The organism is Qipengyuania xiapuensis (genome assembly GCF_019711395.1).
GTDB lineage: Bacteria > Pseudomonadota > Alphaproteobacteria > Sphingomonadales > Sphingomonadaceae > Qipengyuania > Qipengyuania xiapuensis.
Genome location: NZ_JAIGNL010000001.1, coordinates 1,324,274 through 1,340,200, shown reverse-complemented (window position 1 = coordinate 1,340,200; position 15,927 = coordinate 1,324,274). Strand labels below are relative to the sequence as shown.

The following is a 15,927-nucleotide window of genomic DNA, read 5'->3' as shown; positions in this document are numbered from 1 at the left end:
TATACCCCTTTTGTTCTCATGGGAAGCGTTTCAGCGAGCCGCCCTCGCCTGCCGCTGCACAAGCCTCACCCGCCTTCGCGATCGAGGCCTCCAGCGCCTCCTCGCTCGCGACGAGCCACCATTCGTGCCCTCCCGCCTCGTAGGCCTCCATCTGCAGCGCCTCGACCTCTTCTGCGTCATAGCCATCGCTGGCGAGCCGGGCGACATCAGGCACGCCGCGCGGCCGCGCATCGTAGAAGCGGTCGAGCCGGTTGCCGAACCACTGGCAATCGGCCTGCGTGAGCGTGGCCTCCGGATCGTCACACTTCCCTCCGCAGCTTTCACAAGCTGCGTATTCCTGTCGCCCTACCCCGTTGGTGCTTGAGGGCGGGTATTCCCTACAGGGTGGAACGGATGGAACACGGTCCTGGGAGAAATCGTCCGCCCCCTCCCCCCGTCCGCTTTCGGCACACGCATCCGGCGCAAGCTCCGGCCCAACATCGGGCAACGCCTCCCCTTCCCGCAAGCCGTCGATCAGCGCATCGAGCCGCGTGAGCGTTTCGGCGACCTCCTCGCGCGCCTCCAACCGGTCGAGCCGCGCCAGGTGCGCGAGCAGCAGGCGGCTGTCATAGCGCCTGCGCCGCGCGACCTCCTCCCCGTGATAGAACACTGCCTCCTCCACCCCGTTGAGCGCGCGATCGGCGAGCGTCGCCTCGGCATGCGCCCGCGCCGCGAGCAACGCCGCATCCCACGCCTGCGCCAGCGCCGGAGAGGCCCGCCGCTGGCGATAGGCCGTCTGCGCCGAAATCCGCGCCCCGCGGCAGGCGAGCCGGACATTGCCGAACAGCTGGAGGCTTGCGAGAAACTCGGCCTGCCGCCGGGGCGAGAACACGGTCTGGCCCTCCCCGTGCGGACCGGCGGTGGGGGCCTGCTCTACAGTCACGAGCGCATTCATGCGACACCTCCCACGCTGCTGGCCGGCGAGATGACCGAGCCGCTAGGCGAGGCAAGGCCGGAAGCGAAGTCGAAGACGCAGCTGGCCAAAGGCCACCTGCAAGGCCGCCGCGGCTTATGCCGCGAAGCCAAGGAGCGCGGACGCGCTCTGCCCGGCGTTTGAAGGCGCAAACAAAAAACAGCGTTCATGGTTCACCTCATGGGTTTGAGTGAACCGGGTTAGCTATACTCGGGATGGAGAGTAGGACAGCCCAATCCTCAGGCCAAAGTTCTTGAACAAGCTGAAGATCAGAGAATTCGTCAGTGGGCGGATACCGAGGCGAATACCGTGCCGAAAACATCTGGAGGCCCAAGGTCGAATCCGAAATCTCGCGCGAATGATTAGGACTTCAGAACAAGGTCTTCCAGTTCTTCGAGAATGCGAACAAAAGAGCCAATCCCGCTATCAATGCGGAGACGAAGGTCGCCACTAAGGAGAACCGAGCAATTCGAGCCATTTCAAACATTGCATAGGTCTCATTTATCGCACGCCTTGCATCGACAATATTTCTGTGATGCGCCTTAACGGCTTCAGCGCGCTGGAGAATTTGCTCCATCACTTGCTCAGGTAGGCTATGGAAGCCCGATCGACTTGGGCTTTCCATCGTAAAGTTATGCATTTGGGAAGCGAGCCAAGACAACCGTTCTTGAGTGATTTCGGCCGTCACCAATTCGATATCCATCATTTCGTGGGCCTTCTCCTCGGTCAGGACTCTGCCGGACTTCCGAAAGGAAGTTAGAGGCCTGAATTCAGCATCGCGGACTCGCGAAATGATTTCGTCATAGATCGAGAGAAGTTCGGTTACGGCAAGCATTGTCCAATTCGATGGCAGCGAAAACGATAGTCTAGAGATTAGAGCATCGACGTTTTCACCACCCCAAACTTCGAAGTCTTGGCCCTCGAAGCTTCGCGACGTGAACGACATGACCGAATGCCCAACAGGCGCTTCCCGAGAAGTAGACCAAATGAGATCATTAAGGCTTCCGCTCCAAGACCGTATATCGTCATAGAACGCTTCCCGAAAACGAGCATTTACCCCCGGAGAGAACTCTAAAACCTCAACGGTCGTGATTCTGCTGCGATCATGGCTAGTGAAAAAGCCACCAAAGTTCCGCGCCATGAATTCGGAAACTTCGCCTCTCAAGGTCTCTCTAAGCTGCTGGATTTTTCCCTTCTTGATGACCCAAGGATCATGAATAGCAATCGATCCGTCTAGCTGGGGTATTGCTCTTTGAAAGTGATGGGATTTGAAAATATCCTGATATGCAGATCTATTCTCTCTACTCAGAAAGAAACAGCCTACAATCGCCGAGACTGATGGGGTAACTTTGATTGCATGAAAGTTCGCATATTCAAAAGACTTAGGAAATCTTCTGAATTTTTTTCGCAAACCGAGCCAATTCTTGCCAATCGGTGCAGCGGAACCCAGATTTTTCCAACCACCTGAACTGATGTTCCGATTTCGCTCTACCCAATCATTAGCCCCGTCGTTCGTACCGATTGAAGCATTCCAGTCTACACGAGCAATCTTCCGACTTGATCTCTTGAGCTGTGAAGGCGTAATTAGTTCGACAGCCCAGATTGCATGCAGCGTCGCCGATTCATCTTTCAAGGGATGATAGTCGAAGTATTTTGAAGTACGCAGTCGGTTCTCACTCCTGCCTAAGAACGCCATCTCCCTAAGCGGAGGTAGAACCGGAAACTTGTAGGCGACAATATTGTAGGTCGCCCGAATTCTGCGGCGAGCAATCAAATATCCATGTCGAATGTAGTCACGCAGCGACATCCGCTCCCCCAAAGAAATGCTCACTCAGCTAGGGGTGAACTTGATGTTATTGCAAACTATTTTAGCAACAGAGGCCTGATGCAAGTCCGTCGCATGTACAAACCGCAGCGAAAATGCTGCAGAGGTCGGGTTCGCGCTCGCGTCTACTCCGCCGCCTCGCGCTGCCGCTCGAGCATCGGCTTGAGATACTGCCCCGTATAGCTCTCCGGCACCTCTGCCACATCCTCCGGCGTGCCCTGCGCAACGACCTCGCCGCCGCGTACGCCGCCGCCCGGCCCCAGGTCGAGGATGTGGTCGGCGGTCTTGATGACGTCGAGATTGTGCTCGATCACCACCACCGAATTGCCCTGGTCCACCAGCCGGTGGAGCACTTCGAGGAGCTTGCGGACATCCTCGAAATGGAGGCCCGTGGTGGGCTCGTCGAGGATGTAGAGCGTCTGGCCGGTGCTGCGCTTGCTGAGTTCCTTGGCGAGCTTCACGCGCTGCGCCTCGCCGCCTGACAGCGTGGTCGCCTGCTGGCCGACCTTGACGTAGCCCAGCCCAACCTCGTTCAGCATGTGCATCTTGTCGCGGATCGGGGGGACGGCCTTGAAGAAATCCTCCGCATCCTCGATCGTCATGTCGAGCACGTCGGCGATGGAGTGGCCCTTGAACTTCACCTCCAGCGTTTCGCGGTTGTAGCGCTTGCCGCCGCATTCCTCGCAGGTGACGTAGACGTCGGGCAGGAAGTGCATCTCGATCTTGATGAGGCCGTCGCCCTGGCATGCCTCGCAGCGGCCACCCTTGACGTTGAAGCTGAAGCGGCCGGGCTTGTAGCCGCGCGCCTGCGCTTCGGGGAGGCCGGCGAACCAGTCGCGGATCTGGGTGAAGGCGCCGGTGTAGGTCGCCGGGTTCGAGCGCGGGGTGCGGCCGATGGGCGACTGGTCGATCTCGATAACCTTGTCGCAATATTCGAGGCCGGTGACCTTGTCGTGCGCGCCCGCCACGATGCGTGCGCCGTTCAGCTGGCGCGCGGCGGAGGCGTAGAGCGTGTCGATGGTGAAGGACGACTTGCCCGAGCCCGAGACGCCGGTGATGCAGGTAAAGGTGCCGAGCGGAATGGAGGCGGTGACGTCGTTGAGGTTGTTCGCCCGCGCGCCGTGGACGGTGAGCTCGTGCCCGTTGCCCTTGCGGCGGGTGGCGGGGACTGAAATTTCGCGCCGCCCGGTGAGGTAGTCCGCGGTGAGCGACTTCTTCGACTTCAAGACCTGTTTGAGCGTGCCCTGCGCCACCACTTCGCCCCCGCGCACGCCCGCGCCGGGGCCGAGGTCGACCACGTGGTCCGCCTGGCGGATCGCGTCTTCATCGTGCTCGACCACGATTACCGTATTGCCGAGATCGCGCAGGCGCTTCAGCGTTTCGAGCAGCCGGTCGTTGTCGCGCTGGTGGAGGCCGATGCTGGGCTCATCGAGCACGTAGAGCACGCCCGAGAGGCCCGAGCCGATCTGCGAAGCGAGACGGATACGCTGGCTCTCACCACCGGACAGCGTACCGCTGGTCCGGTCCAAGTTGAGGTAGTCGAGCCCGACATTGTCGAGGAAGCCCAGCCGCTCGTTGATCTCCTTGAGGATGGCCTTGGCGATCTGGCCTTGCGTATCGTTGAGATCGTCGGGGAGCTTCAGGAAATACTCCTTCGCATCGGCGACGCTCATCTTCGTGGGCGTGGCGATGTCGGTCCCTGCGATCTTCACCGCGAGCGCCTTCTCGTTGAGGCGCTTGCCGTGGCAGGTCTCGCACGGCTGGCTGGTCTGGAACTTCGACAGCTCCTCGCGCATCCACGCGCTCTCGGTCTGGAGCATGCGGCGGTTGAGGTTGCCGATCACGCCCTCGAACGGCTTCCTGACCGTGTATTCCTTGCGCCCGTCCTTGAAGGTGAGCGGGATGGCGCGGCCCTTGGTGCCGTAGAGGATGATCTCGCGGATCTCCTTGTCGAAATCCTCCCACGGCGTCTCGAGGCTGAACTCGTATTCGCGCGCGAGGCTGGCGAGGACCTGCATGTAATAGGGGCTCGGCGGGTTGCTCTTCGCCCAGGGCACGACGGCGCCCTTCTTGAGGCTCAGCGCCTCGTTGGGCACGACCAGCTGCGGGTCGAAGAGCTGCTTTTCGCCGATCCCGTCACAGGTCGGGCAGGCCCCCTGGGGCGCGTTGAAGGAGAACAGGCGCGGCTCGACCTCCTCGATGGTGAAGCCCGAGACGGGGCAGGAGAAGCGTTCGGAGAACACGATGCGGTTCGCGGGCAGCCCCGCCCCCTTCATCGCACCGCCACCCTCGGCCTCGTCCTCGCGCCCCGGCACCACGCCATCGGCGAGGTCGACATAGGCGAGGCCGTCGGCGAGCTTGAGCGCGGTCTCGAAACTGTCGGCGAGGCGCGTTTCCAGCCCCTCCTTCACCGCGAGACGATCGACCACCACTTCGATGTCGTGCTTGAACTTCTTGTCGAGCGCAGGCGCTTCCTCGATCGGATACATTTCGCCATCGATGCGCACGCGGGTGAAGCCCGCCTTCTGCCACTCGGCCAGTTCCTTCCGGTATTCGCCCTTGCGACCGCGCACCACCGGCGCGAGCAGGTAGAGGCGCGTACCCTCGGGCAGCGCCATCACCCGATCGACCATGTTGGAGACGGTCTGCGCCTCGATCGGCAAGCCGGTGGCGGGCGAATAGGGCACCCCCACCCTCGCCCACAGGAGGCGCATGTAGTCGTAGATCTCGGTCACCGTCGCCACGGTCGAGCGGGGGTTGCGGCTCGTCGTCTTCTGCTCGATCGAAATGGCGGGAGACAGCCCGTCGATATGCTCGACATCGGGCTTCTGCATCATCTCGAGGAACTGGCGTGCGTAGGCGCTGAGGCTCTCCACGTAGCGCCGCTGGCCTTCCGCATAGATCGTGTCGAACGCGAGGCTGGACTTGCCCGAGCCAGAAAGGCCGGTGATCACGATCAGGCTGTCACGCGGCAAATCGATATCGACGCCCTTGAGGTTGTGTTCACGCGCGCCGCGGACGGAGATCTTCGTAAGTGCCATGAAGGAAGCGTGTTCCCGAATTGTTCGCTTGGGTCAAGTGGGCTGCGAAACCGATGCCATCATTCCCCGAAGCGTTCGGTGACGGCGTAGTTCCCGCGACCCCTATCTGGTGACAGGCGCGCCAATCGCAAGGCTGTGGCCAGTATCGATCATCACACTTGTAATGCACAAGAAATCGTCGCATTGTTTCTGAGCCCGTTTCGAACAGGATCGATCGAGAACGGTAATTTGGTAAGTATTTATTGGGGGGTTTCAAATGCGGGTCGCTTCCGTTCTCGCGCTCGGCGCGAGCGCCATTGTTCTTGGGTCTTGTGGAGGCGGCGACAGCTCCGGCCCTCCTACCGGCGGCCCGACGCCGCCCCCTACGCTGTCGGTCACTCTTTCCAAGTCGTCGGACACGATCGTTCTCCAGGAAGGAGAAATGGCATCCTTCGGGTTTGACGCTAGCTATACCGGCACTTCGCCGCAGCCGATCGTTGCCGATGTCGCGATCGGGGGTGAGCGCTACGCTCTCAAGGGGAGCCCGACCGCGAATGGAACCAGTTTTACGCTCGAGTTCGAAACGCTTCCGCTCGCCGCGGGCGGCGAAAAGACGAGCACGATTACCTTCCGGCTGTGCACCTCCGCCAATTGTTCAACCGTTTATCCCGGTTCCACACAAACGTTCCAGCTCACGCTGGATGTCCAGCTAGAAGATTGGGGCATGTTCCAGCGAAATGCTGCACATACCGGCTATGTCGCGGCGCATTACGATCCGGCCGACTTCGCCGATGCCTGGACATGGGACCTGGCCGCTGGCGAGACACTCGAACTCTCGTCGACGCGTGGCAAGGTCTTCGTCACGCAGCGCAACTACTTCGGTCAGTCCGACGTGCACGCTCTCTCCGCTGAAGACGGCAGCAAATTGTGGACCCGATCGCTGGGCGACCAAGCATACACCAGCGGGCCGAGTTTTTCGGATGGCAAGGTCTTCGTGACCTCGATGCAAAGCTCGTCCGATACCAACCCCCAGTGGGTGCTGGACAGCGAGACCGGAAACGTCCTCCAGCAGATGATCTTTTCGGCGCAATGGCATGATTTCGCTCAGCCCACCGTTTTCGGCGACAGCGTTTTCGTTGCGGCAGGCTATTACGGCAATGTTGTCTATGACTTCGACCACACCGACGGCACAAAAGTGTGGGAGAGGAACGGGTCCGGTGGCGCCATCTGGGACGGCCAGACCGTGGCTGCTGACGAAGACTACGTGTACTACTACTCCGGCGGAGCGATGGATGTTTTCAATCGCCTGACAGGAGAGCTGGTCAAGTCGATGGCTGACCCGGACTTCGATTGGCGCGGCTATTCGTGGGAGGCGGCACCTGTCCTTGACGGGAATGGCCGTGTGTTCGGATTCACCTCGCCCAGGGCATATGAATGGGACACGAAACTTTCGGGTTATTCGGTCACCTCAGGCGCCAAGATCTGGAACACCGAGGCGCTATACACGACCGCGCCAGCCTATGCGCATGACCGTCTGTTTGCGGCTCGGCACGGGCTTCAGCTGATCGACGCGATCAATCCGGCTACCGGAGCGGTCGACTTCTCGCTGGCGTTCCCGGGAAGCGACACTGCCAGAAGCAACGTCGTGATTGCCGACAATCTCCTGTTCGTATCGGGTACGACCAAGACCTACGCATTCGATCTCTCGCAAACGGGCTATCCGGTCGTATGGGAAACCGATACCTACGGAATGCACCTCGCCATATCTCCGGACAATCTCCTGCTGATAAGCGACAGCAACAGGGTGCGCGCGGTCTCGCTTGCCCCCTGACACGGATGCTGGAGGGGCTTCCTGCTCCTACGCTTTGAAGTAACCAGTTTCGGCCGGGCGCATGCGAGAGCTCCCGGCCGATTTCGTGTCGGTCGCGATCTTCAGCCCGTTATTCGAAGTCCCAGCCCTGCTCGTGACCCAATCGATCGTCTGACGGGGCAGTTCGTGCCTCCGCCGTCAACCGTCAGGCGTTGCCCACCATCGGCAGACTGTGGACCCAACTGCGCCTTTCGTCCGTTCTAAAGACAAGCACCAGCCGGACGCCTCCCGCCCAGCGGATCAGGCCAGAAATCCGGAGACGCGAAACCCGACGACGGGTTTCGCCAGCAATTACAGTTACAAGGCGCACGAATTACATGTCAGACGAAAAGCAAAGGGAAAAGGTCGCGCGCCCTTCATCGACTACGCCTGAGAGCACCGCCCGCCAGACAATCCAGAGCGAGCGGCTCAAGGCGATCATGAAGGAGCTCGACCGTCCGCTCGACAACGAGAAATGGACATCGACACCCCATGCGGGCGAAAGCAAGCGGGCCTCGGGCCTGCTGCACCGCATAAGGCGTCACCGCGATCACCGCCGCGCCCTGAAGAAGGCGCGCCAGGCGGCAGCGACGGTCTACAAGGTCAAGCCGCGCCTTTCGACACGCAAGCGCGCATCGCTGATGATGGGCGCCGGCGCGATCAGCCTCGCCGCCTTTACCGGACCTCCGGCACAGACGCCGCGAGCAAAGCCCGAAGTAAAGGTCAGCCAGCCGATCGTCGCGAAGGACGTGCGCATGCCCGCCGCCCTGCTCAAGGCCAGCGACGAGTTCAAACAGGCGCTGATCGAAGAGGAAGGCGTGCGCTACACGGTCTATCGTGACGTAGCCGGATATCCGACGGTGGGCGTCGGCCATCTCGTACGCCCCGCGGACAACCTCCGTGTCGGCGACCGAATTTCCGAACAGCGCGTGCTCGACTTCCTCGATGCCGATCTCGAAACGGCCGAGGAAGGCGTCCGTATCCTCGTAGGCGACCTGCCGCTTTACCAGCACGAATTCGATGCGCTGCTCGACCTCGTTTACAACGTCGGCCTCGGCAACGTGTCGGAGCGCGAAAGCCCGCGTCTCAACGCGGCCATTGCGGCCGGCGACTACGAAGGAATCGCGAGCGAACTCGACTACCGACACGCGGGCGGAAAAGTTGCCCGCGGTCTGGAATTCCGCTCGGAACGTCGGGCGAAGATCTTCATGGATGCGACCTACGAAGACCCCCGCGAACCGACCAGCGGGGCTTCGAATACTTAGCTTCCGATTGTTGGTTTCTTAGGACAAGGTTGATAGGGCGCGCACCTCAACGACACGGGTCTAACGGGAAATTCGGGTATGCGCCGCGACGAGCGCGATTCTGACTGGCTTGCAGAACGGCAAAGTGAAACCCTGCGCGCGATTGGTGACGTTGAAAAGCGCACCCTTCTTGCGAATATCCTGGCAAGCGCCGCGATTATCGGTCTTTCGCAGACGCTCCCCAACGCAACGGCATTCTATCTGCCGGCGCTATTGCGTTTCGTCATCATATTCCTGTCTGCCATTGTCTACACTCGGATAAGGCGGGAACTGGGGGTGAATGCCCCTACCATGACAACCATCTACTTCGGCGTGTTCGTCAGCCTGCTCGGTGGCCTGAGCTGGGGACTGCTGCTGTTGCCCGTGATGCTCGAACCGGTGCTCCACGCTGCCTCGTTCATGATCTTCGGCGCCATTCTGGTCTGCGTGAGCCTCATCTCCTCGAACACCTCCTCCGCGCCGCACATGTGGGTGCCCTTCATCCTCTCCTTCCTTGCCTCGGCCTTGGCCGGGCTGGCTATGGACGCCGGGCCCTTGGCACTGCAATTCGGTCTCGGTCTCACGATCGTGGTGGCAGTACTCACCTTATTCAGTTTCGGAACGGCGAAGCAGAGCATCAGGGCTGCGGACATGCTGGTCGAAAACCGCAGGCTCGGCGAAGAGCTCGCCGATGCGCTCAGCCACGCGGAATTCCTCGCCAAGCGCGATCCGCTGACCGGCCTCTACAATCGGCGTGCGGTCTTCGAATACCGTAACCACGAGAATGCCCGAAATGATCGGGCACACGTCATGCTGATCGACATCGACAGGTTCAAACAAGTCAACGACCGCTTCGGTCACGACCTTGGCGATCGCCTGCTTGTCGCGATCGCCACTGTCATACGGGACACACTGCGCGAATTGCCGGGCGAAACTCATTATGCCGCGCGGCTCGGTGGCGAGGAGTTCGCGATATTCCTGGACCTCTCCGAAGAGGCAGAGGCAAGCGCCTTTGCAGAGTGTGTGAGAATGAAGATCGAACGGGTCGCCTTCGAATTCTCCATGCCCGAAGGCTTAGCGACCGCGTCCATCGGGCTTTCGCATCTCTACCGGGGCGAGCCGATTGCGCATGGCTTGCAACGTGCCGACACGGCACTCTACGAGGCCAAGAACGCGGGACGCAATACCGTGCGCTCCCGCGACCGCGAACTAGCTGCCTGATCGCGGTACCGAACCAAGCCGCGTTCTGTTACGCGCTCTGAAAAATCCGTACCGTCATGTCCCACCGCCTCTTCATCGCCATCCGCCCGCCATGCGCCATCCGTGATGCGCTTATCGACCTCATGGACGGCGTCGAGAATGCGCGTTGGCAGGATGACGACCAGCTGCACCTGACGCTGCGCTACATCGGCGAAACCGATCCGCACCAGGCGGACGACCTTGCCGAAGCGCTAGGGCGGCTGAGCGTTGCCCCGTTCGAATTGGCAGTTAGCGGCGTCGGCTCGTTTGAGCGCAAGGGCGTGCCGCACACGCTGTGGGCGGGCATCGCTGCCAGCGAACCGCTTCTCCATCTCCAGCGCAAGATCGAGCGCATATGCGTGTCGGTCGGCATCGCGCCCGAGAGCCGCAAGTTCGCGCCGCACATAACTCTGGCCCGCCTCAACCAGTCATGCGGACCGCTTGCCCCATTCCTTGCACGCCATGCAGGGCTTGCGCTTGGACCATGGCAGGTGGACACCTACGCACTGTACGAGAGCCATTTGCGCCCGCAGGGTTCTCTCTACGAACCGGTCGTGACCTACCGCTGCGAGGAATGATGCAGAACGCACTTCGCCTTACCCTGACCGTCGCCCTCACCGGCGCGCTGGTGGGCGCATGTTCGCGAGCCGAAGGCGAAGCTACGGACGAGGCCCCGGGGAGCCAGCAACTTCTCGAGACGATCACCGAGCAGGACGATCCTGACGCCATAGAGAATTGCCTCCTGCTGGTTTGGTCGGAGGAAGAGGAACCCGACATCGAGTTCGACCGGGCGAACGACGTCGTCAAAGGTGGCGCGATATCCTGTGCGACCGGCGCCAGCCCGAGCCGGTTCGAGGCCGCGATCGCCGCGCTTCGCGAAGCCGCGCGGAGCGGCGACAAGGCGCGCATCCTCGCGCAGCTCGGCATACCGCTGCTCTACATCGACGAGAATGGCGAGCGGCAGGACCTCACCGAAGAGCAGGTGGAGGCTTTATTCGATGACATCTTCGATCCGCACATGCTCGATATGCTGCAGGGCCTCGACCTGTCGCAAATGACCGTCGAGAAGGAAAAAGGCGCGTTTTTCGCGTTAGGATCCCTGTGGCTCGTCGTCGACGAAAAGGGTCAGCCCAAAGTGGTAACCGTGAACCGCCAGGCTCTGCTCGAAGCGGCTACCGCTGCTGTCGACCAGGCCGATCTCGGACAGGGTCGACTAATCGACTGACGAGACGAAATGCCGGTCTGCGAAATTCTGCAGATGGCGTGCGGATTTATTTGCTCTCGCCCCTGAAACGCGGCAAATTACGCACAGGGATTCGTATATTCAGGGGTTGTATCATGAAATATCTGTCTGGCGTCGCCGGTTCGGCGGCAATTGCTGCGCTTTGCGTCGGTTCAATGGCGGCTGCGCAGGAGCGTCCGCCCGTGCCGGTTCAGGCCGTACCTGCGCCATCGTCCACGACACCGCCGCCGGTCATGGTACCTCCGCCCGCACCCGCCACTCAGGAAATCGAGGCGGAAGAACGCTCGCTGTTCGAAATCATGGCGGAAGGCGTGAACCGTCGCCTCGATCCGCAACAGCGCGCACAGGCTCTGCTCGACGAAATTCCCATCGCCGTGGCGATCGAGCCGATGGCTCTCGCCGAGATGTTCACCCGTACCGAAATCCTGCACCGCTCGGTCGCGATCGACGTGCCGCTGCGCCTCACCGCGCTCTCGGGCAACGAACGCGCCGGCAGTGTCTGGCACACCGGCGATGCGCCGAAGGACCGCTATCTCGGTGAAACCGGTGCGCGAGCTGCATCGGCTGCCACCACAAACGTGACCTGGAAGGACGGCAGCACCGGCGAGATCGACCTCTACGAGGCTCGCTTCCGTTCCACCGATGACAAGAACAGCCTGACCACGCTCGAAGGCGTCGTCTATTGCGGAACGCAGGTTGCAACCCCCAGCGGCGAGAAGGACATGTGCCTGATCGACCGCGACGGTGACCGCAGCTTCGACGAGTTCGCCTTCATCGCCAGCCGCAGCGGCAAATCGGTCCACGGTGCAACCGTGCTGACCGCGGCGGTCCCGATGCAGGCAGCCGCGCCCTACACCGTGCGTAACGATGGCCTTCCCGAGATGAAGGCCCAGTGGACGACCTGCGGCAAGGACTGGGACCTCCCCTACTACCAGCTGCGCCTCGGCACCGACGAGCATGGCAACGAGCCGGCTTCGCGCGCGGGCACCTATTGGGGCGATCCCTACTGCGCCAAGTCGGAGAAGTACGAACGCGTCGAGCCTGCCAACAAGGGTGGCCGCGTGGCGCGCATGGGTCCGGCCTATGCACAGATCAGTTCGAAAAAGTCGGGCGCCTCGATCCAGCTCGAGCGCGTGCTCGACACCGAGACGCTCTACCGCGTCGAGGGCCGCGACAAGCTGGCACCGCTCAGCGCCGGCTTCGCCCCCGCCCAGGCGCAGCTTTCGGCGAACCAGCAGTTCACCCGCCTGCCCTACCAGAGCACCGGTGACGTGACTGTCGCCGAGACTCCCTTCAAGGTAGGCGACCACTTCGTCACCTCGGCCTTCCGCCATGGCTACACCGGCGTCGTGACCGAGGACGTGAAGATCCGCACGCTGCTCTCCAGCCGTTCGGTCGAAGGCGGTATGCCGGTCTATGGTGTCCCCGCCAAGCGCACGACCGTGACCTATGGCGGCTATGGCTACCAGATGCCCGCGACCCCGGCGATCGAGCGAAAGATCGACATGGACCTCATCTGGTGCCTGCCGACACGCGAGGAAATTCCCCTCGTCGACAGGGACAAAAAGCCCACGGGCAATGTGAAGATCGAGTGGACCGCGACATGCCTGCCCGACAACCGTCGTGGCCAGCACACCATCCTCAAGGACCAGTCGCCCGCACTCGCAGTGCGCAACATGCGCATGGACGCGACGATCTCGACCAATGACGGCCCGCCGCCCGTGGCAGAGCGTGCCAACGCCGACTTTGGCGCACCGCTCTACTTCCGCTATTCGCTGAAGGAGGCGAGCAAGAACCTCTACACGCTGACCGAGGAAGTGCTGCTGGGCGAGGAAGTCACCTCGAGCAACGACATCATCCTCCTGAAGGACGAGGACGGAAAGGCAGTGGTCGAAGTGGCCGGCGGCTCCTTCATGCTCGAACCCGATGGCGAGCAGTACAAGCTCACCGCCATGCTGCCTCCGCGCGAAGGCGAGGATGCACGCGTAAAGGGTCTCGACGTGATGGCGCTCATGCGCCGCCTCCTGGCCGATATCGAACGGTAGAGCCCGAAACACTGCAGAGAATGTCCTCCGCCGACCGGAATCGGCGGTTGGACGCCCTGTAGCTTGCCAAAAACCGCGGTTTCCGCTCAATAGCGCGCGTCGCACGCGCGTGCGCCCGGCCCTGCCCGCAATCCACGCGCCACCGCAGAAATATTGGAGAGACCATGAAGGCCCACATTCTGGCCACTACCGCCGCCGCCGCCCTGCTCGCAGCATGCAGCACCACCCCGGGAGGAGAGATGGACCCGCTTGCCGACGCCGATGTCGAAAACACCGTGACCATCCCCGAAGGCACCGGCTACTTCGCAGCCGACAGCACGCTGCCCTTCCTCGCGCCCGATTTCACCAAGATCTCGGAAGACGACTACATCCCCGCGTTCGAGCAGGGCATGGCGATCCAGAAGGCAGAGGTCGAAGCGATCAAGGCCAATCCGGAAGCACCGACCTTCGAGAATACCATCGTCGCGCTTGAAAAGTCGGGCCGCATGCTCGGCCGCGTAGCGCGCGTTTTCTTCAACCTCACCGGCACCAACACCACGCCGGGTCTCGACGCCATCAACAAGGAAATCAGCCCCAAGCTGACCGCGCATGGCGACAGCATCCGTCTCGATCCCGTCCTCTTCGCACGCGTGAAGGCGGTGTATGACAGCCGCGCTTCGATGACGATGACGCCCGAAGATGCGACCCTGCTCGAGAACACCTACGAGGGCATGGTCCAGGCCGGCGCCCTGCTGACCGATGAGCAGCGCGAGCAGGTCAAGTCGATCAACTCGCAGCTGTCGACGCTCACCACCGAGTTCGGCCAGCTCGCACGCAATGCGATGTCCGAACAGCCGGTCATCTTCGACAGCCGCGATCAGCTTGCCGGCCTTTCGGATGCCGACATCCGCTCGGCCGCCGATTTCGCGACCGAGCTGGGTCATGAAGGCAAGTATGCCATCGCGCTCCAGAACACGACGCAGCAGCCGCTCATCCCCGCGATGGACGACCGCGAAGCACGTCAGAAGCTGTTCGAGGCAAGCTATCACCGCGCCGACGGCACCACCGATATCGACACGCGCCTGCTGATCGCCCGCATCGCCGAGCTGCGCGCCGAGAAAGCAGAGCTCTTCGGCAAGCCCGACTGGGCGAGCTACACCATGTGGGATCGCATGGCCGAAAAGCCCGAAACCGCGCTCGCCTTCATGGAGCAGATGGTCCCGGCCCTCGCCGCCACGCAGCGCCGTGAAGCCGCCATGCTGAACGAAGCGATCGCTGCCGACGGCGGCGATTACGAAGTGAAGCCGTGGGACTGGTATCGCTATGCCAACCGCATCAAGGCCGAGCAGTACGATCTCGATGAAGATGCCGTCATGGAATACTTCGTCCTCGACCGCGTGCTCGAAGACGGCGTCTTCTTCATGGCCGAGAAGCTTTACGGCCTCACCTTCGAGCGCCGCACGGACATTCCGGTCTATCACCCCGACGTGTGGGTCTACACCGTGTTCGACCGCGACGGCAGCGAGCTCGGCCTGTTCTACTTCGACCCGTTCCAGCGCCCCTCGAAGCGCGGCGGTGCATGGATGAGCAACTTCGTCGACCAGAGCTACCTGTGGGACACCAAGCCGGTGATCTACAATGTGCTCAACATCCCGAAGGCGCCCGAAGGCGAACCGCAGCTGGTCAGCTTCGACTGGGTCAACACGACCTTCCACGAATTCGGCCACGCGCTGCACGGCTTCTTCGCCGACCAGCGCTATGAAAGCCTCTCGGGCACGGCGACCGCGCGCGACTTCGTGGAATATCCCAGCCAGGTCCACGAGATGTGGATGACCTGGCCCGAAGTGCTCCAGAACTACGCATTCCACTACGAGACCGGCGAACCGATCCCGACCGAGATGGTCGAGAAGATCCAGGCCGCCTCGAAGTTCAACCAGGGCTATGACTTCGGCGAAGTCGTCGAGGCCGCCCTGCTGGACATGAAGTGGGCCGCGCTGAGCAAGGAAGAAGCTGCCGCACTCGACACGCCGGAAAAGGTCTCGGCCTTCGAACGCCAGTCGCTCGAAGAGCTCGGCCTCGAGATCGATCTCGTGCCGCCGCGCTATCGCAGCACCTACTTCAACCACATCTTCAGCAGCCCGGAAGGCTATTCCGCCGGCTACTACAGCTACCTGTGGACGCAGATGCTCGACCACGACAGCCGCAACTGGTTCCGCGAGAACGGTGGCCTGTCGATCGAAGCCGGCCAGCATTACCGCGACACCGTGCTGAGCCGCGGCGGCACGCAGGACTACTTCGAGATGTACCAGACCTTCGCCGGCCGTAAGCCCGACGTCCGCTACATGCTCGAAGCGCTCGGCCTCATTGCTGGCGACGAGACGGGCGAAGGCACGGCATCGGACGGCAAGCTGCCCGAAACCGCTGTCGAATAAGCCTTCGATACGAGGAAACGATTGGGGGTCGGGCCGCGAGGTCCGGCCCCCTTTTTCTTG

General features: G+C 61.8%; 11 protein-coding genes. 8 read left to right on the top strand and 3 right to left on the bottom strand.

The genetic code is table 11. From position 1 onward, the window contains the following. Nucleotides 1-16: 16 nt before the first annotated feature. Nucleotides 17-871, bottom strand: coding sequence for a hypothetical protein (locus tag K3163_RS06825; RefSeq protein ID WP_221553591.1), 855 nt, complete (start codon nt 869-871; stop codon nt 17-19). Between the two features lie 15 nt (nt 872-886). On the opposite strand from K3163_RS06825, the gene K3163_RS06820 reads away from it, so the two are divergent. Next, on the top strand, nt 887-1,096 hold the full coding sequence (locus tag K3163_RS06820; RefSeq protein WP_221553590.1) for a hypothetical protein: 210 nt from the start codon (nt 887-889) through the stop codon (nt 1,094-1,096). 226 nt (nt 1,097-1,322) lie between these two features. Here the strand turns inward: K3163_RS06820 and K3163_RS06815 are convergent, their stop codons facing one another. Together K3163_RS06815 and uvrA are read right to left on the bottom strand one after the other, a co-directional pair. Continuing rightward, nucleotides 1,323-2,783, bottom strand: coding sequence for a hypothetical protein (locus tag K3163_RS06815; RefSeq protein ID WP_221553589.1), 1,461 nt, complete (start codon nt 2,781-2,783; stop codon nt 1,323-1,325). A gap of 119 nt (nt 2,784-2,902) precedes the next feature. After that, a complete protein-coding gene (gene uvrA, locus K3163_RS06810; protein WP_221553588.1) occupies nt 2,903-5,818 on the bottom strand; it encodes an excinuclease ABC subunit UvrA in 2,916 nt (971 codons plus the stop codon). A gap of 421 nt (nt 5,819-6,239) precedes the next feature. On the opposite strand from uvrA, the gene K3163_RS06805 reads away from it, so the two are divergent. From K3163_RS06805 to K3163_RS06775, 7 genes are all read left to right on the top strand, one after another. Next, nucleotides 6,240-7,628 (top strand): outer membrane protein assembly factor BamB family protein, encoded by a 1,389-nt coding sequence (locus K3163_RS06805; RefSeq protein WP_221553587.1) that lies wholly within the window; start codon nt 6,240-6,242, stop codon nt 7,626-7,628. A 356-nt stretch (nt 7,629-7,984) separates the two neighbouring features. Further along, a complete protein-coding gene (locus K3163_RS06800) occupies nt 7,985-8,911 on the top strand; it encodes a lysozyme (protein WP_247712478.1) in 927 nt (308 codons plus the stop codon). A 78-nt stretch (nt 8,912-8,989) separates the two neighbouring features. Beyond that, nucleotides 8,990-10,150, top strand: a complete 1,161-nt coding sequence (locus K3163_RS06795; protein WP_221553586.1) for a GGDEF domain-containing protein — start codon at nt 8,990-8,992, stop codon at nt 10,148-10,150. A 56-nt stretch (nt 10,151-10,206) separates the two neighbouring features. Next, a complete protein-coding gene (gene thpR, locus K3163_RS06790; RefSeq protein WP_221553585.1) occupies nt 10,207-10,746 on the top strand; it encodes an RNA 2',3'-cyclic phosphodiesterase in 540 nt (179 codons plus the stop codon). After that, nucleotides 10,743-11,393, top strand: a complete 651-nt coding sequence (locus K3163_RS06785; protein ID WP_247712477.1) for a TDP-N-acetylfucosamine:lipid II N-acetylfucosaminyltransferase — start codon at nt 10,743-10,745, stop codon at nt 11,391-11,393. The genes thpR and K3163_RS06785 overlap by 4 nt, the downstream gene beginning before the upstream one ends. A 113-nt stretch (nt 11,394-11,506) precedes the next feature. Continuing rightward, entirely contained in the window at nt 11,507-13,456 is a 1,950-nt protein-coding gene (locus tag K3163_RS06780) for a hypothetical protein (protein WP_221553584.1), read from the top strand. Between the two features lie 164 nt (nt 13,457-13,620). Then, the gene (locus K3163_RS06775) at nt 13,621-15,867 is read left to right on the top strand and encodes a M3 family metallopeptidase (RefSeq protein ID WP_221553583.1); all 2,247 of its coding nucleotides are present in this window, start codon (nt 13,621-13,623) and stop codon (nt 15,865-15,867) included. Nucleotides 15,868-15,927 lie beyond the last annotated feature (60 nt).

Bases quoted from the DNA above. Each gene is read 5' to 3' on its own strand.
- uvrA (WP_221553588.1), bottom strand. From the start codon at position 5,818: ATGGCACTTACGAAGATCTCCGTCCGCGGCGCGCGTGAACACAACCTC.
- K3163_RS06805 (WP_221553587.1), top strand. From the start codon at position 6,240: ATGGCATCCTTCGGGTTTGACGCTAGCTATACCGGCACTTCGCCGCAG.
- K3163_RS06800 (WP_247712478.1), top strand. From the start codon at position 7,985: ATGTCAGACGAAAAGCAAAGGGAAAAGGTCGCGCGCCCTTCATCGACT.
- K3163_RS06795 (WP_221553586.1), top strand. From the start codon at position 8,990: ATGCGCCGCGACGAGCGCGATTCTGACTGGCTTGCAGAACGGCAAAGT.
- thpR (WP_221553585.1), top strand. From the start codon at position 10,207: ATGTCCCACCGCCTCTTCATCGCCATCCGCCCGCCATGCGCCATCCGT.
- K3163_RS06785 (WP_247712477.1), top strand. From the start codon at position 10,743: ATGATGCAGAACGCACTTCGCCTTACCCTGACCGTCGCCCTCACCGGC.
- K3163_RS06780 (WP_221553584.1), top strand. From the start codon at position 11,507: ATGAAATATCTGTCTGGCGTCGCCGGTTCGGCGGCAATTGCTGCGCTT.
- K3163_RS06775 (WP_221553583.1), top strand. From the start codon at position 13,621: ATGAAGGCCCACATTCTGGCCACTACCGCCGCCGCCGCCCTGCTCGCA.